Origin of the sequence: Streptomyces sp. NPDC001828, from assembly GCF_042892175.1 — a bacterium.
GTDB lineage: Bacteria > Actinomycetota > Actinomycetes > Streptomycetales > Streptomycetaceae > Streptomyces.
This window is the reverse complement of the sequence record NZ_JBIATV010000011.1, coordinates 288,675-306,272: the sequence shown is the minus strand read 5'-3', so window position 1 is coordinate 306,272 and position 17,598 is coordinate 288,675. Positions and strand designations below refer to the sequence as shown.

The following is a 17,598-nucleotide window of genomic DNA, read 5'->3' as shown; positions in this document are numbered from 1 at the left end:
GCGCGTGTGGCGCGTGACCAGGACGAGATCGAGCGGGACCGGCGGCGTCTTGAGGCGTTTGTAGTTCGAGCGCGCCGTGTGGCAGAGCATTCCCTTGCTGGTGACTGGGAGGAGCTCGTATGGCTCATGGACCCGCACTTTGAGGCCCGTGTGGAAAACGGCCAGGGGTGGATTCGGGTTGAGCTGCCGTCCGAAGAGGTGGTCGAGTCCGCCGCGGCCCGCATCCGGCCGATCCTTTTGGAGACCGAGGAGTGCTTCTACCTGAAGACGCTGAATGCCCTGGGCTACGCCTGTCGGACGCTGCCGCGGGATGCGGAGTGGATCCGGGCAGCGCGTGCCGAGTGGAAGAAGCGGATGGGCCACTCCACTGCCGCCTACCGGGTCCTGGTGACGAACACGGTGACGGGCGAGAGTCACGACCTCGATGCGCACGGGCTGGCGCTAGCCTGGATTTACGGCGATTTGGTGCACCACGACCCGCAACGCCGCAAAGAAGGCGATCCCTTCGGACTCCGGGACCGGTTCCGGGCCGCCGTGCAGCTGGTCGCCTGGACCATGGTCGCGACGATCGAACTCCTCGCCTACACCCGCCGCTTGTGGAAAGACGGTGTTTTGCGGCTTCGGCCGGACGTCTTCGACGCGCAGGTCGCCCTGGAGTCGAGCGTATGGGAAGAACCGGCGCAGGCGTTCTTCGCACCTGCCGGAACGGAGCCGCCATCGGCTGCGATGACCTCACCGCCCGCAGGGTGGATACTGCTCGACCTCGGCACGGACCTCTCCCCCTTCCAGAATGACCTCGGTGGACAGCTCCTTCCTCAGAGCAGCCCCGTACCTGTTTCTCCCCGGCGCAGCGAGGACTTGGGCACGCGTATAGGGGACGAAGACGACGGGGGAAGCACACACAGGCTTCCGCGGCAGTCGGCGAAGGACTGGCCGGCTCTGGCGATCCAGCGCTGGAAAGTGAGGCAACCCCGGCACACGTGACCGCGGCCCCATAGGGCGGGGCAGTAATCACTCGCAGTGGCTGGCCTTCGTCCGCCGACACGGCAGCGACATCGAGCATCCGGTGCAGCGCGAAGTGACGTCGCTGAAGCCGGACGCACTTCAGCTCCTGTTCGAATCTCTACGCATCCTGACTCGCCCGGCGACGGGTATCGAGCAACTTTCTGTGACCTCTTTCTGGCGGATGAGCGCAGTAGTTGGCGGGGCTGAGCGGTGGGGTTGGCAGACTGAGCCGGGATACGATAGTTGGCACCTGGCCACGCATGTTGGAACCGGGTGGCTCACGACGTCCCTGGCGGGTCGGGGTGTCGGTGGCATCGGGTTGGATGGACCCGTGACTGTCTATGACGTGGCTCGCCAGCTCCCCGCCATTGCCGACCTGCGGGACGTGTGCCGTTCGCTGGCGATGCTCGATGCGATCCTGAGCCCGGACTGGGAGAGCCGGTACTACTCCTTCAACGCCGGTTGGGCCGACGGCGAGGAGATGGCCTCGATGCGTAATGGGTCGGGGGACGAGTACTCGATCGTGCTCTCGGCGGCCGGGGCCTATGTGCGCGGCTTCGACCACGAATCGCCGATGAGCCCCTTCAGCAACGATGGCGAGCCCTGGCCTGGTGTGGTCGACGAAGTTCCCGAGCCCTTCAGAGCCTTCGTCGAGGAGCCGGCGTTCACCGATGGGGAGGGGGTGCCTGTCGTGACGGCTTGCTTGTGGCGGGGACCGACGGACGAGCGGTGGCACCACGGGACGATCGAGTTTCCTGAGGGCGCTGTCGATCCTGACGGGGCGACGGGCCTGTTCGGCCTCCTGGTCGACCGGTCTCCGGAAGCGTTCCAGCGCTTCGCCGAGGACTACTACGAGGTCTCCGTCGACCTGGGGGCGGTGAGCCAGGTCCATGCGTTGCGGCCGTTGGACCAGGAACTCGTATCGTTGCTGAACCCGGAGGTCAGCTTGGCGGACCTGGCCCAGGACATCGCCGAGATCGGCTATCCGCAGCTGGACCAGGAGTCGGTCTGACCACTGTCGATCACCCACTGGCTCACGGCAGGTGACGCCGACTGGGGCCTGTACGTCCCGGTGCACCGCGCCTCGACGACCGGTGTCGTCCTCGCGGAGATCCGGGCCACCGCCCTGCATCGCACCGCCGGTAGCCGATCTGAGCCGTTGACCAGCACACCGACTAGGTTCTGTCTCTCCGATCACGAATGGAGAGACAGAACTGTCGGCGAAGTGAAGCCTGCTTAGTTCTTGCGTGCGGTTACCAGAGCGAAGGAGAGGAATTCTCCGCCGTCTGTGGTGAGCATGTCGATGACCGGCTGGTTGGCGCTCCGGCCGTCCGGCTGATGCTCGGCGCATGCCTGGACCCACAGCAGCCAGTCCTGCCAGGCGTCTTGCTGTAGACGCGCGGACGTGACCTCCACCAGTTCAGTGATCGCCCACTGGAAGCGCCACCATTCCGCCGTGTGCCAGGCCATCGCTTCCCAGCCCACCACGTCTTTGATATGGGGCGGAATGGCCCCGAGCTCACGGGCTTCCCGTGTCATAGCGGGGGTCGCCATGGCCAGTTGTCCGCCAGGGCGGAGAAAACGGACCAGGTAGGGCAGATAGCTGTCCGCCGTACCGAAGTACTCGAAGGCGTCGACGCTCACGATGGCGTCGAAGCTCTCCTCTTCGAAAGGCAAGGCGTGCGCCTCGGCTCGCACGGCCTGCACCTGATGACCGACACCTGCGTCGGCGAAGACGGCTGCTGCGTCCTCGGGAGCGATCCACAAGTCGGCCGCGACGACCCGGGAACCGTACTCGCGGGCAAGGAACACCGACGTGGCGCCCTTGCCGGAGCCGAGGTCGAGTATCCGCATCCCCGGGCGCAGATCAAGGTCGCGGGCGAGGTCCTCCAGCAGCCACAACGGGTTCGGCCCCATGTCGAGATTGAGCACCCAGCTGGGGTCATAGCGGGAGGAACGCGGATAGCGGTCCGGACGTACGAGATCATTCAAGGCAGTCACGAGCACGAACCCAAGCCGATCACCGCCCCAGGCACAACCCGATTTCGCCTCCCCGCCTGTATGCAGGTACGGCAGCGGTCGGTTCCGTCTCTCCGGTCACGAGCGGAGCCAGATCAGGAGTGCGGCGGCGGTAACGGTGCCGAGGAAGACGTATCCGCGCTTGTCGTAACGGGTAGCGACGGCTCGGAACTGCTTGATCTTGTTGATCGCCCGCTCGACGGTGTTCCTGGCTTTGTACCGGATCTTGTCGAAGTGGGCAGGACGGCCGCCGCGTGAACCCCTGCGCAGGCGGGCTGACTTGGTGTCGCTCTTCTCCGGGATGACGTGTCGGATGCCCCGTCGTCGTAGGTAGGAGCGGATCACACGGTTGCTGTATGCCTTGTCGGCGCAAACACTGTCCGGCCGCCGCCTCGGCCTACCCATGCCAAGCCGGGGGACGCGGATCTTGTCCATGAGCGGCTCAAACTGGGTGCAGTCTGCCCGCTGACCAGGCGTGACGACAAGGGAGAGCGGGCGGCACTTGCCGTCCGCGCTCAGGTGAATCTTGCAGGTCAGCCCGCCGCGGGAGCGGCCAAGGGCTTCGCCCGCCGCACCGCCTCCGCCCGGAATGGGCATGAGCCCACGTGCACGCGCACGTGAACTGATCTTTGTGTGACCCCTTTTGAGGCACAGGGCAGTGCTGGCGGAGGGTCCTTCGGAGCGCCGGCGGCGTGCTGGTGAGCACGGATCGAGGTTGAGTCAATGTTGATGTGCCAGTCGATGCCGCCCTCGGCATCGGCGACGGCCTGGACGTGCTGGAGCAGCCTCTCCCAGGTGCCGTCCGCCGACCACAGCATGTGGCGTTTGTGAATCGTCTGCCAAGGGCCGAAGCGTTCGGGCAGCTTGCGCCACTGACAGCCGGTACTGAGCCGGTGGATGATTCCGTTGATCACTTGGCGGTGGTCCCGCCACCGGCCGCACCGGCTGTTGCTCACGGGCAGCAGTGGCTCCAGCACCGCCCACTCGCCATCCGTGAGATCCCCCTGCTGAGCATGACCAGAACAACGAGCTGCCCGATCGAAGAGATACGCCCCTCAGTAAGCGAAAGTCCCCGGTCAGCGGCACGGAAATGAGTTGTTCAGGCCAAGGAGCGGTTGTTACCGTCACGCCAGCGCGAGAGACGTGTGATCAGCGGGACAGGGAGGTTGATGAATATGGCTGCCGTCGGCCGTCTTCAGCATGCCCTCATCCGGCCCGCGCGATAGCAGAGCGCGGCCCGGGTCGTCCTAACGACCAGGAGAGACACGTGTCTTCCTCTTCTTCGCCCGGCCACACCAACGTGATCACCAAGCGCCTGATCCTGCGGCCCTGGACCACAAACGAGGCCGCTGCGGTCCTCGCCGACACCAGGTCCACTCACTGGGCGGGCGACTTTCCCGCTGAAGGCGACCGCATGGTCGCGAGCCTCTTCGACCAGCACCCCGCCTGGCTCGACGCATACGGCCACCGCCTGATCATCGAGCGCGAGAGCGGCTTGGTGGTGGGCTCGATCGGCCTGTTCTGGCCGCCCAGCGAGGGCGTCCTGGAAATCGGATACGGCATCGTGGCCTCCCGCCGAGGCCGCGGTTATGCCCCCGAGGCCACCCAAGCCCTGGCAGAGTTCGCCCTCACCGCACCTGAGGTCCACACCGTGTCCGCTGATGTGGAGCTCTCCAACCCGTCCTCAGTCCGTGTGCTGGAGAAGGCCGGCTTCCGCCGGTGGGCCACCGAAGACAACACGGAGAACATGGCCCGGTTCAGGATCACGAATCCGGACCGCTCGCGGCGATGATCCCCGGGGCCCTGGAGGCGATGCCTCCAGGGCCCCATCGTGGTGGCGGAGCCGCGAGACAATCAGGGTGATCGGAGAGACACGCCCTAGCGCATCAGACGGTGGGCGGCGCGGAACAAAGTCGAGCTGTGCTTCACACCGACGAACGCGTCCTGGGCGAACCCGATCTAGGCGCACTTCCGGCCGCTGCGGCAGTTCTCCTTGGCCAACTCGAATCACCCCAACCACGTCGTCCAAAGGCGGGAGTTGCATCGCTACCTGTGCTGGCGCAACCAGAACGCATGCAGCAGGGCGCTGCGCATCGTGCCCTCGAGGGAGAAGCCGGCCTTCTCCGCCACTCGGCACGATGCCGAGTTGGCCACCGCGTGGCACAGCCGGAGCCGGTGCAGACCAAGGTCGTCGAACGCCCACCGGCTGAGGCGCTGCGTGGCCTCGGCCATGGCGCCGCGGCCACGTCCTGCGGGCAGGAGCCAGTACAGGATTTCGGCGCTGCCGCCCTGGAGGTCGAGGTCACCCCAGCCGATCAAGCCCACAGCCTGACCGCCATCGGACGGCGCAATGCCTCAGAGCGCGCTCTGCTCGTTCCGCCAACGCTCGTGCATGCGCTCGATTCGCTCGCGTGCTTCCTCCTGCGACGTCACGAAGGGCCTGTTCCACTGGCGAATGCCCGGTTCCTGAGCGGCGGCTACCAGAGCGTCGGCGTCGCTGACACGCCAGGGACGCAGCTCCAGACCACTGAGGAGGGCGAGCGCAGGCTGGTCCATTTTGGCCATGTGGTCTGCGGGAACGACGGGCGGTATGGGTGAGGTGATCGTCGCGGCATCCTGCCACAGCCCTACACCGCAGAACCCGATATCTGGTACCCGGCCTCGACCCGGCGACCCAATGAGGTCACGGCAGTAGCGAGGGCGAGGCAGGCCTGGTGGCCAACTACCGGTGCCGGTCTCAGGACTGTCGACGGACCAGTGCACTGCGCGAGATCGGTCCGGCCCCTGAGCCACTGCGTTGACGGACGACCTTGAACCTGCCCTGGACCTGTCGATCCGGGGGATGGCGTCTCACCACCAGCTGCACGCGTATGTGGATCGGCAGGCCCTTACTCTCGGTACGCGGACTACAGCGCCAGCGCACCCGCTCGTTCCAGGGCCACATGACGGCGATCCGTTACGCGCGAAGGCTGTCTCATTGTTCGCACACTCGCTGTCGGAACTGGGTGCGAACCATCAAATAGCTCCCATTTGTGCTCGTGTTGGAACACGGGCCCCTACGTGCCGTGAGGAAGGCGATGATGGGCGGGCGCTGTCCCGGATCCGGGGTCTGGCTCGTGAGAATACTGACCAGAAGAGTCCCGCAATCGACAGTGTCGGCCGTGGGCTGGGATGGTGCGCGTTGTCGGTGCCGGGCTGTCGGGGCGTGTCCCGAGATGGGCCTGCCGATCGCTGTGGCTTCTTCACGATGCTGACCGCCCGACGAGGCCCGGCACCGGCAATGCGACGCGCCATCGGGCGGAAGGGGAACGGCTGTGTCCAGTTCGACCAGGTCCACTACATCTCCTGCTCCGAAGGTCCGCCGCCGTCGCGCCGCGGGGGAGGTGGTTCTGGGAGTGGATACACACCGCGATACGCATGTGGCCGCGGTGGTGTCCTTGACGGGTGCAGTCCTCGCCACCGAGGCGTTCCCGGCCGACGCGGCCGGCTACCGCGATCTGCTCACGTGGGCCCAGAAGTTGGGCGTGGTGGAGCGGGCCGGGGTGGAAGGGACCGGCACCTACGGGGCGTCCTTGTCGCGCTATCTGCTGGCCCAGGGCGTGGACGTGTTCGACGTGAACCGGACTGACCGGGCAGATCGCCGCCGGCGCGGAAAATCGGATCTCCTCGATGCCCAGAACGCGGCGCGGGCCGTGCTGGGCGGCCGATCCCGCGCCCGGGCCAAATCGGCCGACGGACCGGTTCAGATCGCGCGCATGTACAAACTCGCGAAGACGTCGGCCGTCAAAGCCCGTACCCAGGCAATCAACCAGCTCAAGGCCGTCCTCGTTACTGCCGAGCCCGCCTTGAGAGAAGATCTGGCAGGACTGGGCAACGCCGAACTCTTGCGTAGGTGTGCGGGATTCGCCGACACGAGCAGCCGGGAGGAGGCCGGCACGGAGACAGTGCTGCAGGCCACTCGGATCACGCTGGGCCTGCTGGCCTCCCGGATCGGCCAACTCACGGAGCAGATCCGGGACTTGGAAAAGCGCATGACCCGCCTCGTGGATGGCTACGCCCCACAGCTGCTCGAGGTGGTGCGCATTGGTGCGGACACAGCCGTCACCTTGCTGATCACGGTGGGAGACAACTGGCAGCGGCTGGACAGTGAGGCGTCCTTCGCAGCGTTGTGTGGAGTCAGCCCCGTCGAGCGTTCCTCGGGACGCCAGACGTACCGCCGTCTCAACCGCGGCGGCGATCGTCAGGCCAACGCCGCGCTCCACCGCATCGTGTTCACCCGTATGCGGGTCGACCCGCGCACCCGGGCCTACGTCGAACGCCGGACCGAGGAGGGCAAGACCCGGCGCGAAATCATCCGTATCCTCAAACGCTATGTGGCCCGCGAGGTCTTCCATCTGATCGAGCAACAACCGCTGGGGCTCCGCTCATAGGGGCCATGCGAGACAGCGCCCGCCCAGCGAATTAACTGTCCGGGAACCTTTGGCAGGTACCTTGCGAGTGTCGGACTCGACAAGCTCTGGCGTGGCCGGCAGTTTGCCCCGGTCCTCGTCGCTGACGCGCTCCAGGGCTCGCCCCGTCGCCGGCGCCAGGACATTGCCCGGTTGACCGATACTCAGTCGTCTGCACACCCCGCCCCCAGGCACATCTGAGAGGCCAGGGATCCGTATCCCCCGCGCAAACCGCCGATTTCGGAGGAGTGCCGCTCTCGTGGATCTGCTTGGGCGCTGCGGCTTGCTCCGGACGAACGGTGTCTTCGTCGGCCCGGCAATGGCCGACGCCGTGGAGTGGGCGTCAGCCCTGAGCGTCGGCGGCCTCGCCCGCTCTGTATGGGCGGCGGAACTCAGCTGTACTGCCGGACGAATCTGCCCATGCGGCAGCAGAGTCCTCTGTTCGGGGTGTCCTCGCCGACCGTGTGACCGGTGATCCAACCTCTTGGACCGCTGATTGATTGCGGATCGTGGACGGTACCCGGGCTCCGGTCCGTGACCGGCGGGTCGGTTCCTCCAGCGGCAACGACCGGTTCGCGGCGAACGTCCAGTCATCGTGGACCCCGCTACCCGTCTCGTGATCGCTGCGGCCCGGCCGGTCCCGGGGACCCCGCGGACGCGCATGCCTGGCTGGCTACCCGCTGTCGGCCCCGAGCGGGCCGAGGGAGGGAGCTTCGGGTAGGCCGAACGGTGCCACGCACAAGGAGTCATCTGCCAGGACGGTCAAGTCCTGGCAGATGGCGGGCAGGGCAGATGCGGCCAGGCAGCGCACCTCGTCGTACGTGGGGGTATCGCCGACGGCAAAAGGGGGCGGGTCAGGACTTGTCGCCGGTGCCTCCCTCGGCCGGGGTCGATGTCTGCTGCTGACCGCCGGGGCGCGGCTGCTGGGTGTCGTGGAGGCTGTCCTGGGCCGCGTCGGCGATGGCCCGTGGGGTGATCCCGAACTCTGTGTAAAGGCGCTGATAGTCGGCGGAGGCGCCGTAGTGCTCCAGCGCAACGATGCGGCCGGCGTCGCCGACGACGTCACGCCAGCCCTGCCCGACGGCGGCCTCGACGCTGACGCGGGCGCGTACAGTCGGCGGGAGGACCTGGTCCCGGTAGTCCTGGGGCTGCGCGGCGAACCACTCGCGACAGGGCATCGAGACCACGCGCACGGAGAGCCCGGCGGCTGTCAACAAAGGGCGGGCCTCCAGGGCGAGATGAACCTCTGAGCCGGTCGCGATCAGGATGACGTCGGGGTCGCCTTCCTCCGCCGTGTCCGCCAGGACGTATCCGCCCCTGGCTGCTTCCCGCGCGGGGGCGTACTCTTCGCTGTCGCGGTCCAGGACCGGCAGGTTTTGCCGGCTCAGGATCAGACCTGCGGGCCGGTCGTGGTGATCGAGGATGGCGCGCCAGCACGCCGCGGTTTCGTTCGCATCGGCGGGACGCACTACGTCCAGGCCCGGAATGGCGCGTAGTGCGGCGAGTTGCTCGACGGGCTGGTGGGTGGGACCGTCCTCGCCCAGGCCGATGGAGTCATGGGTCCACACGTAAGTGGCCGGCAGCTTCATCAGGGCGGCCAGGCGCACGGCGGGCCGCATGTAGTCGGAGAAGGTCAGGAAGGTGCCCCCGTAGGGCCGGGTGAGGCTTTGGAGGGCGATGCCGTTCAGGATCGCGCCCATGGCGTGCTCACGGATGCCGAAGTGCAGGGTGCGCCCGTAGGGGCCGCCCTTCCAGTCCTTGGTCTGGCGGTCGGCCGGTACGAAGGACGGCTCGCCGTCCATGGTCGTGTTGTTGCTTCCCGCGAGGTCGGCGGAGCCGCCCCACAGCTCGGGAAGGACGGGTGCCAGCGCGCTGAGTACCTTGCCCGAGGCGGCACGGGTGGCCATCCCCTTCGCGTCGGCGGGGAAGACGGGAAGGACATCCTCCCAGCCTTCGGGCAGCCGCTGCTCCTGCAACCGTTCGAGCAGCGCCGCGCGCTGCGGATTCGCGGTTCGCCACGCGGCGAAGTCCTCATCCCAGGCGTCGTGTGCCTCACGGCCCCGGTCGCGGGCCTGCCGAGTCCGGGCCAGGACGTCTTTGTCGACGGTGAAATGCTGCTCGGGGTCGAAACCCAGCAACCTCTTGGTGGCGGCGACCTCGTCCTCGCCGAGCGCGGAGCCGTGCGCCTTGCCGGTGTTCTGCTTGGTGGGCGCCGGCCAGCCGATGAGAGTGCGCAGCATGATCAGAGAGGGACGGCCGGTCTCGTCCCGGGCGGCACGCACGGCGGCCAGGAGCGCGTCGACGTCCTCGACGTATTCGCCGGTGACCGTCCAGTCGACAGTCTGTACGTGCCAGCCGTACGCGGCGTAGCGGGCCGGGACGTCCTCGCTGAAGGCGACGTCCGTGTCGTCCTCGATCGAGATGTGGTTGGAGTCGTAGAACACGGTCAGATTGCCGAGCTCCTGATGTCCCGCCAAGGAGGATGCCTCGGAGGTGACGCCTTCCATCATGTCGCCGTCGGAAGCGATGACGTAGACGTGGTGGTCGAAGGGGCTGCTGCCCGGCTCGGCATCGGGATCGAGCAGTCCGCGCTCACGGCGTGCGGCCATCGCCATACCGACCGCGCTCGCCAGGCCCTGGCCCAGCGGACCGGTGGTGATCTCCACCCCGCGGGTGTGTCCGTGCTCGGGGTGCCCGGGGGTGGCGGATTCCCAGGTCCGGTACGCCTCGATGTCGGACAGTTCCAGGCCGAACCCGGCAAGGTAGAGCTGGATGTAGAGGGTCAGGCTCGAATGTCCGCAGGAGAGTACGAAACGGTCCCGCCCGAGCCATGTGTCGTCGCTCGGGTCGTGACGCATCACGTTCTGGAACAGCAGGTACGCCAGTGGGGCCAGGCTCATCGCCGTGCCCGGGTGGCCGTTGCCGACCTTCTGGACCGCGTCGGCCGCCAACAGCCGTACGGTGTCCACGGCCCGCACATCCACTTCGTCCCAGCCGGCGCGCTCGGCAACGGGACTCGTCACGGACCTGGCGGTTCGTGCTCCGGGGGACTGCTCGCTCGTCATGGCGCTACTCCTTCGTCGAGCAGGCGAACGGGCTCTGTTTGCCGCTCGCCGACGGATGCAGCTTCGCTGCGCTGTCAGTCGTGATGCGCGGAACTCCGGCCGCCATCACCGCGTGTGGAAGGGCTGGGCGAGCAGGGCTCGGACAGCCGCGATGGAGCGCAGTTCCTCCAGGGTGGCGCTCTGCTGTTCGGCGCGGTCCAGCAGCGTGTCCAGGTTGTCGGCGCTGAGGCGCGCGTCGGACTCGGCCAGGATGCGCAGGGTTCGCCAGCAAGCGGCCTTGCCCAGGACTCCGAGGAGCAGGGACTCGGTTTCCAGCGCGTCGCTGAGCGGGGAGCGGGCGAAGAGGTGGCCGTTGGTCTTGAGCCGGCCGGCCTTCTCGGCCAGCCAGCCGATGGCCGCCTTGGACTGACTCCTGGGCAGGTCGAGGTCCGCCATGATCCGGGCGAGCGCGTCACGGTCTTCCTCGACCTGCGCGGCGAGGTCGGTCAGCGCCGCGCGCCCCTCCGCATCCGCATGCGCCTCGGCGGCCCGCCGGCACAGCTCCAGGCCGCCGGTGGCGCCGGTGTAGTGGTCGTTGAGGTAGATCGCCAGCAGAGCCGCACTCTCGGAGCCATCGGCGTCCGCGTCCGTGGGGCCGGTAGCGGCGTGCATTTCGTGCCGCACGGACTGGCCCAGCTCGGCCCAGCTGTCCTCGAACTTGGTCAGCCCTTCGCGCTCCAGCGAGTCGGTGACATCGGTGAAGTCGACGCCGGCGTCCTTCAGGGCTGCCAGGTGTGCGGCGGCCGCCGCGTAATCACCCTCGGCCGGCGTGTGGGCCGGAAGGGTGCCGTGGTCGGCGAAGGCATCCAGAGTCGCCGCGGGCATGGTGTTCACCGTGCCCGGGATGACGAGTTCGCTGACGTACATCGTGTCGGGGTAGGACGGGTCCTTGACCCCGGTGGACGCCCACAGCGGGCGCTGCGCGCGAGCCCCGGCCGCGGCGAGTCGCTGCCAGCGGGGCTCCGCGAGCGTCTGCTCGTAGGCCCGGTGGGCGAGCCGGGCGTTGGCGACCGCGGCCTGCCCCTTGAGTTCGGACAGGCCGAGAGCCTCGAGTCGTCGGTCGACTTCGCTGTCGACGCGGGAAACGAAGAACGAGGCGACGGAGTGGATGTCCGCCAGGTCGCGCCCGGCGGCCAGGGCCTGCTCCAGGCCGCTCTGGTAGGCGTCCATCACCTCGCGGTAGCGCTCCAGGGAGAAGATCAGCGTGACGTTGACGCTGATGCCCTCGGCGATGACCGTGGTGATCGCCTTCAGCCCCTTGCGGGTGGCGGGGATCTTAACGAACAGGTTGGGGCGGTCGACCGCGTCCCACAGCTTGCGGGCCAGCGCTGCGGTCGCGTCGGCGTCCTGCGCGAGCCGGGGGTCCACCTCGATGGAAACGCGCCCGTCCACACCGCCGGTGCGCTCATGGACGCCGCGGAAGGCGTCGCAGCCGCTTCGTACGTCGTCCGTCGTGAGGGCGAAGACCGCGTCATCAACACTGCCGCCCTCGTCGCCCAGGCGGCGCAGCTGTTCGTTGTAGCGGTCTCCCTTGGCCAACGCGGAGGCGAAGATCGTGGGGTTCGTCGTGACGCCCACGACGTGCTTGTCCGTGATCAGCTTCTCGAGCTCTCCGCCGGCCAGGAGCTCGCGGGAAAGATCGTCGAGCCAGACCGAGACTCCCGTGGCGGACAGAGCGGCAAGCGGGCCGGAGCCGGCGGGAACTGACATTAGATCTCCTGAACGATGCGGCGCCGCTGGTCTGGAGAGCGCCTCTCGCCCAGCGGGGCGGGCGAGAATACTGGCGGCGGCGCTCGACACGGTGCTTCCCTCATCGCCTGCCCGAATCATCCTGCGACAAGCGCATCAACCGAAATGACCATTGCTGGTCTACTGAATGGCTCACTTCGCAGGAAATACACCGGCGCCAGAGGGGATACACGTCCCGGCGGGCGGTCGGACTCACTTATCGATGAGCGTGCAGGCGAAGGTGGCCAGCACCGGCAGTGACAGGGGTTCCGGGGGCTGTCCCCGGTGTCGAGTCCGTCGAGCGGCTCGGCCGACACCGCTGGAAACAAGAAGGCTGCAGACCGAGTGCCTCACTCTCGTGACCACCATGGAGTTGAAGAGGGGTACCTGCTGTTGGGCCCCACCATCCGACAGCCCATCCCGCAGTCGGAGGCACGCCGGGCTGCGGGCTTTGACGCGGTCGCGAAGGCCTCGCGCTGGCGGGGCTTGTGGTCCTTCCCCGTGGCGGGTTGTGGATCCAGGTCGCGTGCCGGTCGATGCTGATGGCCGTCAGTGCTGGTGAACGCGTCGATCATCGGGGCGGGGAGCGTAGTCCGCGCCGACAAGGCCTACTTGCCCACCGGTCACCTCGCCCGGCTTCAGGCACGAGGGCTCATCACGCGCATCGTGCGGCCACCCCGTACAGCCCGGTCTACATCCTCATGACGCGGTCAATGCCCTGAACACTCCGAGGGGTTCGGTTCGGGCGTGACGGCGTCCGAGTGCCCTCGAGGCCGGCGGTGGTGCGGTGTCGGGAGGCGGCGTGCACATCGATGAGGTCGCGGACGGCGCTGCGGTCGGCCAAGGCCCGGACTTTGGTTCCGATCACGTCGTCGAGGGAGAGAACCGGGCCCCACTCGGTGATGGCCGGGGGAGCCCAGAAGGCCTCTTTGAGTACGTCGACCTCGCACTCGTCACCGCTTGCGGGGTCGGTGACGATGAGCCGGCCCGACAGCGGGTCGGTCTCGATCTGCCGTACGTTCCAACCATGTTCTGTAAGGCCTGCGCTGAGCGACTGAATGATCTCGTCCATGGGGGCGGGATTCTCGGTGGCGACGTCAAGGTCCTGGCTCAGGCGCTCAACCAGCCCGTGGGCCTGCACGGCCTAGCCGCCGGTGACAACCAACGGGTAGGGGCGCCGATGGCAAGAACGTCGCCCAGTAGCCGGCGGTGCAGGTCGCGTGAACAGCGCGGTGGTGGTTGAGACATTAGAGCAGGCTCCGATCACATCGGAGCATCCGGCAGGGTAAGTTCGGCAAGCTGGTCAAGGAGGTATCAAGTGATAGATCAGGTCGGTCTGTTGTTACGCCGGTTGCGGACTCGGTCGGGGTTGACGCAGGAGCAGGTGGCGGAGCGCTCCGGGGTGAGCGTCCGGACCATCCGCAGACTGGAGAGGGGCGAGCCCGCCAAGCGCCTGCTCAGCGCAGTGAACCTGCTGGCCGATGCCCTGGACGCCAGCCCCGACGACCGCCAACAGCTGACGGCCTCCCTGACTGCGTCGGCTGAGGAGCGGCACCCCGTTCGACTGCAAGAACGCGGCCCACTCGCCGACGCCTCCGACGAGCCGGCGAGGGAGACCCGACGCCGCCGGCAGCGCGATGCGGAAGAGGGGCGGGTGCACGATCCGGCAGGAGTCGATGTGCCCACGGATCGTGTCCCCGCCAACAGCATCACCATGGCTGTGGGCTTGATCCTCGGTTGTGTGACCGTTTTCCTGGTGATGGCGCTGTTCAGCGTTCATGACCTCCTGGAGAGTTGGTCGCACCACGGACACCTCGTCCCCGGCGACACAACCTCCGTCGTCGGGGCCATCATCGGCATAGGTGGCGCCCTCGGCGCTTTGATCGGTGCCACTCTCACTGCCTTCGCCCGGCTCGTTGCGGCACGCGGCCAGGCCGACGCGGACAAACTGCGAGCCCATGCCGAGCTGGTCCGCGCACAAGCGGAGATGCACCGTGCGCGTACTGGACAGCTTCCCGGCCCCGGTGCGGCCTCTGCACCCTCCGCGGAGACGGACCCGCCCGCGCCGGATGCCTGACCCCGGAGCGCCTCTGTCTCCCACGGCAGGCTCAAGGTCGATACGGGCAACTCCTGCCGCCGGCACCGGATGAGCTGCGCGTGCATCCTGCGAGCCTGCGCATTCCGCAACGGCACGCACCCGTTCGCCCCGGCTTCGCGGGACGGGGCGAACGTTGTCTGATGCGGCACTAGAGGCCACACCCGGCACCCCTGGGCGGCCCAACCATACGAAGGGCTCGGCCATCCCGTACCTGGAACGTAAGGCCAGCTAGACCATCTCAGCGGTGACCGGGTGATCTGCCAGCGTGGGCGAGCCGGTCGCCTGCGTTCAGAGGGCCGGTTCATTCTCTGGCTGCGTGCCGCATGCCGGTTCGGGATCGCAGTGCGCATCCTAAGACCTTCAAGATGCGAACAACCGCATGAAGACGGATGGTTGGGGAAGTATCCGGGAAAAGAGAATGATCATGTATCGCGGAATCGCCCTCGTGCTCATTTTCGTCTTCTGTCGTCGACTGCGACGTATTCCCGTGAGAGGCCTCCACCCGTCAACGGAGTTGGTCATCGCTCCGAACATGACCTCTCGGCGCACCCTAATCGCCGACATTCATCCTGCGAGGTGAAGGCATAGGCCGTATCGGATCTAGTGAATCTTCTGCTGTTCAAGCCACTTGAAGACCTCGATCTTTTTGTATAGAACCTTTGCGTTCCTGCCTCGGCCGAGTTTGTAGCCCCTCAGGCCGAGCTTTGAGGCTTCCTTGTAGACCCAGCTCCGGGACATGTTGAGCATCGTGGCAACCTCGGTCGAGTCCATGAGCACGGGCTCAATCGGGTGTCTCCCGCGGGCCAAGCCAGTCCCAGAGATGGTCCTTTCGTGGGATGTTGGCGGCTCTGTGGGCAATGGTGCTCCTCTAGGGCTGGCCGTGCCGATCCCGAGAACGGGGCGGCATGCGGTCTGGCAGGAATTGGTGTGCGTCCGCCCGGTGGCACGGCCAAGACGCGGACAGCATCAATCGTCACGAGAATCCCCGGTTTGGCCAACCGGGGATTCGCGGCTATGTTGCCGCGCCCATGGGATGCGCTGTTGCTCGTCGCGAGCGGCGCAGCCAGGTGCGTTGGGGCGGGTGCCGCAGTCGGGCGGGTTGATCCATGGCGAGCGTCGACGCGTGCCGACGGCCGACCCGGCGTCGTGGATCCGCTGACAGTGAGGGTGCTCCCGGACGGCTACCGATGGTCGTTGCGTAGGCTGGCGTCGTCATGCTGTGGGTGAGTCGGCTTAGCCTCCACATTCGCCTGACGGTGCGTCAGTAAAGTCAGCAAATGGTCAGCATCGGTCCTCAAAAACCTGGTGAAAGCTGACCGAACATGCGACTCGTTGTAAGGTAGGGAAACCGCCCTTGACCTGCAAAAATGCAGGCAGGGAGCCTATGTCCAGGAGTACCTCGATGATGCGTACAATGTTCAAGTCCAAGATCCACCGGGCCACCGTCACCCAGGCCGACCTGCACTACGTGGGATCGGTCACCGTGGACGTCGCGCTCATGGAGGCGGCCGATCTGCTGCCCGGTGAGCTGGTCCACATCGTCGACATCGACAACGGCAACCGCCTGGAGACGTACGTCATCGAGGGTGAGCGGGGCTCCGGGGTCATCGGTATCAACGGTGCCGCCGCCCACCTCGTGCACCCCGGTGACCTGGTGATCCTCATCAGTTACGCCCAGGTCGACGACACCGAGGCGCGCGCCTTCAAGCCCAGCGTCGTGCACGTCGACGCGGCCAACCGGATCGTCGAGCTCGGCACCGACGCCTCCGCCCCGGTTCCCGGCAGCGACCAGCGGCGCAGCCCGCACGCGACGATTCCGGCCCCGCAGCGCTGAACCGCCTTCCGGAAAGGACCCCGCACCATGGCAGAGATCCGGGACGACCGTGCCCAAGGGCTGCTCGGCGCGTTCGAGGACGGTGAAGTGGCCGGCCGCATCGCCTACTTCACGCTCGACGAGCCGTCGTCCGCGCTCGTGGCGGTGCACACCGTCGTCGAGCCGGGGCACGAGGGCAAGGGCATCGCCGGTGACCTGGTGCGGGAGTTCTACGCCATCGCCGCGCGCGAGGGCGTGCCCGTCGTACCGCTCTGCCCGTACGCGGCCAAGTGGGCCGAGCGGCACCCCGACGAGGCGCCCGTCGCCCCGGCCGCCCTGGTCGAGGCCGCCAAGGCACAGCTCGCCGCCGACCCGGAGCTGTGGTGAGCACGCTCGCACTCCTGCACACCTCGCCGGTCCACGTCCCGGTCTTCGACGCCCTGCGCGACGAGGACGCCCCCGGTCTCGCGATGCGCCACCTGGTGCACGAGCAACCGCTCGACCGGGCAAGGGAGTTGGGGCCCGAGGCCGTGGCCGGGGACGTCGAGGCCGTGCTCGCCGACGCGGTGGCCGAGGGCGCGGACGCGGTCCTGTGCACCTGTTCCACGATCGGCGCGGTCGCGGAGGCCGCTTCGGCGCCCCTGGGCGTTCCGGTGCTGCGGGTCGACCGGCCGATGGCCGCGGCCGCCGTGGCGCGGGGGCGGCGGATCGCCGTCGTCGCCGCCGTCGCCTCCACCCTGGAGCCGACGGCCGCGCTGATCCGCGAGGAGGCCGGCGACCGGCCGCTCGCGCTGCGCACGGTGCTGGCCGAGGACGCCTGGCAGCACTTCGAATCGGGCGACGCGCAGGCGTACTTCGCGGAGATCGCCCGGGCGGTGGACGGCCTGGCGGACGTCGACGTCGTGGTGCTCGCCCAGGCGTCGATGGCGCCCGCCGCCGAGCGGACCACGACCAGTGTTCCGGTGCTGTCCAGCCCCCGGCCCGGGCTGCGGGCGGCGGCCGCCGTGGCGGGGCGAGCCGGCTGACCCGTACGGGTTGAACCGGCGGGCGCCGGGCAGGCGCGCAGGTGAAGCTGATCTCACACCCTGAGGAGGCCGATCATGACCGTGCCGCACCCGGAGCCCACCTCCCCGTGGCCCACGCCGCTGCCCGACCCCGAACCGGGCCCGATCCCCGGACCGGGTCCCGGTCCCGGCCCCGATCCGGTTCCGCCGAGGCCCGGCCCCGGTCCCGACCCGCAGCCGCCGAGCCCGGGTCCCGACCCGAGGCCGCCGCAGCCGGACCCGGACCCCGGTCTGCCGGACCCCGTGCCGCAGCCCCCGGGCCCCGACCCCGTACCGGGCCCGCCGCAGCCCGAACCGGCGGGCTGAGGGGCCCGGCCGC

At 67.9% G+C, this 17,598-nt stretch carries 15 protein-coding genes and 3 pseudogenes; 10 read left to right on the top strand and 8 right to left on the bottom strand.

Annotated elements, in window-relative coordinates:
- Positions 1-6: 6 nt before the first annotated feature.
- Positions 7-984, top strand: coding sequence for a hypothetical protein (locus ACFYZA_RS28730; protein ID WP_388493512.1), 978 nt, complete (start codon positions 7-9; stop codon positions 982-984).
- A 352-nt stretch (positions 985-1,336) separates the two neighbouring features.
- Positions 1,337-2,017: a hypothetical protein gene (locus ACFYZA_RS28725; protein ID WP_388493510.1), complete on the top strand. Its 681-nt coding sequence runs from the start codon at positions 1,337-1,339 to the stop codon at positions 2,015-2,017.
- Between the two features lie 224 nt (positions 2,018-2,241).
- On the opposite strand, the gene ACFYZA_RS28720 is transcribed toward ACFYZA_RS28725, so the two are convergent.
- Entirely contained in the window at positions 2,242-3,006 is a 765-nt protein-coding gene (locus ACFYZA_RS28720; RefSeq protein ID WP_189766536.1) for a methyltransferase domain-containing protein, read from the bottom strand.
- A gap of 96 nt (positions 3,007-3,102) precedes the next feature.
- Positions 3,103-4,001, bottom strand: a protein-coding gene (locus ACFYZA_RS28715; RefSeq protein WP_388493508.1) for an IS5 family transposase whose coding sequence is annotated in 2 segments (ribosomal slippage) — positions 3,103-3,696 and positions 3,699-4,001 — 897 coding nt in all. Because the reading frame shifts where the segments join, the coding sequence is not laid out codon by codon here.
- Between the two features lie 290 nt (positions 4,002-4,291).
- On the opposite strand from ACFYZA_RS28715, the gene ACFYZA_RS28710 reads away from it, so the two are divergent.
- Together ACFYZA_RS28710 and ACFYZA_RS28705 are read left to right on the top strand one after the other, a co-directional pair.
- On the top strand, positions 4,292-4,816 hold the full coding sequence (locus tag ACFYZA_RS28710) for a GNAT family N-acetyltransferase (RefSeq protein ID WP_100579278.1): 525 nt from the start codon (positions 4,292-4,294) through the stop codon (positions 4,814-4,816).
- A 90-nt stretch (positions 4,817-4,906) separates the two neighbouring features.
- Positions 4,907-5,098 (top strand): annotated as a pseudogene (locus ACFYZA_RS28705) (IS630 family transposase); the annotation flags it as partial.
- Here ACFYZA_RS28705 and ACFYZA_RS28700 read toward each other — a convergent pair.
- Both ACFYZA_RS28700 and ACFYZA_RS28695 read right to left on the bottom strand, forming a co-directional pair.
- A complete protein-coding gene (locus ACFYZA_RS28700) occupies positions 5,071-5,349 on the bottom strand; it encodes a GNAT family N-acetyltransferase (RefSeq protein WP_388493507.1) in 279 nt (92 codons plus the stop codon). The pseudogene ACFYZA_RS28705 and the gene ACFYZA_RS28700 overlap by 28 nt on opposite strands.
- A 30-nt stretch (positions 5,350-5,379) precedes the next feature.
- Positions 5,380-5,580 carry a GNAT family N-acetyltransferase gene (locus tag ACFYZA_RS28695; RefSeq protein ID WP_388493505.1) on the bottom strand — a complete coding sequence of 67 codons (201 nt, stop codon included), beginning with the start codon at positions 5,578-5,580 and terminating at the stop codon, positions 5,380-5,382.
- 839 nt (positions 5,581-6,419) lie between these two features.
- Here ACFYZA_RS28695 and ACFYZA_RS28690 point away from each other — a divergent pair.
- Entirely contained in the window at positions 6,420-7,454 is a 1,035-nt protein-coding gene (locus ACFYZA_RS28690; RefSeq protein ID WP_388493503.1) for an IS110 family transposase, read from the top strand.
- A gap of 872 nt (positions 7,455-8,326) precedes the next feature.
- On the opposite strand, the gene tkt is transcribed toward ACFYZA_RS28690, so the two are convergent.
- The 3 genes and pseudogenes from tkt to ACFYZA_RS28675 form a co-directional block, all read right to left on the bottom strand.
- Positions 8,327-10,537 (bottom strand): transketolase, encoded by a 2,211-nt coding sequence (gene tkt, locus ACFYZA_RS28685; RefSeq protein WP_388493502.1) that lies wholly within the window; start codon positions 10,535-10,537, stop codon positions 8,327-8,329.
- Between the two features lie 642 nt (positions 10,538-11,179).
- A pseudogene (tal, locus tag ACFYZA_RS28680) lies at positions 11,180-12,286 on the bottom strand (transaldolase); the annotation flags it as partial.
- A gap of 759 nt (positions 12,287-13,045) precedes the next feature.
- Positions 13,046-13,552 (bottom strand): annotated as a pseudogene (locus tag ACFYZA_RS28675) (nucleotidyl transferase AbiEii/AbiGii toxin family protein); the annotation flags it as partial.
- A 70-nt stretch (positions 13,553-13,622) separates the two neighbouring features.
- Here ACFYZA_RS28675 and ACFYZA_RS28670 point away from each other — a divergent pair.
- Positions 13,623-14,381: a helix-turn-helix domain-containing protein gene (locus tag ACFYZA_RS28670; protein WP_388493500.1), complete on the top strand. Its 759-nt coding sequence runs from the start codon at positions 13,623-13,625 to the stop codon at positions 14,379-14,381.
- Positions 14,382-15,002: 621 nt separating this feature from the next.
- On the opposite strand, the gene ACFYZA_RS28665 is transcribed toward ACFYZA_RS28670, so the two are convergent.
- Positions 15,003-15,173: a helix-turn-helix domain-containing protein gene (locus tag ACFYZA_RS28665; RefSeq protein WP_388493498.1), complete on the bottom strand. Its 171-nt coding sequence runs from the start codon at positions 15,171-15,173 to the stop codon at positions 15,003-15,005.
- A 631-nt stretch (positions 15,174-15,804) separates the two neighbouring features.
- Between ACFYZA_RS28665 and panD the strand changes: the two genes are divergently transcribed.
- The 4 genes from panD to ACFYZA_RS28645 all read left to right on the top strand — a co-directional run bounded on the left by panD (position 15,805) and on the right by ACFYZA_RS28645 (position 17,585).
- A complete protein-coding gene (gene panD, locus ACFYZA_RS28660) occupies positions 15,805-16,236 on the top strand; it encodes an aspartate 1-decarboxylase (RefSeq protein WP_388493496.1) in 432 nt (143 codons plus the stop codon).
- A gap of 27 nt (positions 16,237-16,263) precedes the next feature.
- Positions 16,264-16,602, top strand: coding sequence for a GNAT family N-acetyltransferase (locus tag ACFYZA_RS28655; RefSeq protein ID WP_388493494.1), 339 nt, complete (start codon positions 16,264-16,266; stop codon positions 16,600-16,602).
- Positions 16,599-17,240 carry an aspartate/glutamate racemase family protein gene (locus ACFYZA_RS28650; RefSeq protein WP_388493492.1) on the top strand — a complete coding sequence of 214 codons (642 nt, stop codon included), beginning with the start codon at positions 16,599-16,601 and terminating at the stop codon, positions 17,238-17,240. The genes ACFYZA_RS28655 and ACFYZA_RS28650 overlap by 4 nt, the downstream gene beginning before the upstream one ends.
- Positions 17,241-17,315: 75 nt before the next feature.
- Positions 17,316-17,585 carry a hypothetical protein gene (locus tag ACFYZA_RS28645; protein ID WP_388493490.1) on the top strand — a complete coding sequence of 90 codons (270 nt, stop codon included), beginning with the start codon at positions 17,316-17,318 and terminating at the stop codon, positions 17,583-17,585.
- Positions 17,586-17,598 lie beyond the last annotated feature (13 nt).

Coding starts and splice junctions, on each gene's coding strand:
- ACFYZA_RS28695 (WP_388493505.1), bottom strand. CDS start 5,580: ATGGACCAGCCTGCGCTCGCCCTCCTCAGTGGTCTGGAGCTGCGTCCC.
- tkt (WP_388493502.1), bottom strand. CDS start 10,537: ATGACGAGCGAGCAGTCCCCCGGAGCACGAACCGCCAGGTCCGTGACG.
- ACFYZA_RS28665 (WP_388493498.1), bottom strand. CDS start 15,173: ATGGACTCGACCGAGGTTGCCACGATGCTCAACATGTCCCGGAGCTGG.
- panD (WP_388493496.1), top strand. CDS start 15,805: ATGATGCGTACAATGTTCAAGTCCAAGATCCACCGGGCCACCGTCACC.
- ACFYZA_RS28655 (WP_388493494.1), top strand. CDS start 16,264: ATGGCAGAGATCCGGGACGACCGTGCCCAAGGGCTGCTCGGCGCGTTC.
- ACFYZA_RS28645 (WP_388493490.1), top strand. CDS start 17,316: ATGACCGTGCCGCACCCGGAGCCCACCTCCCCGTGGCCCACGCCGCTG.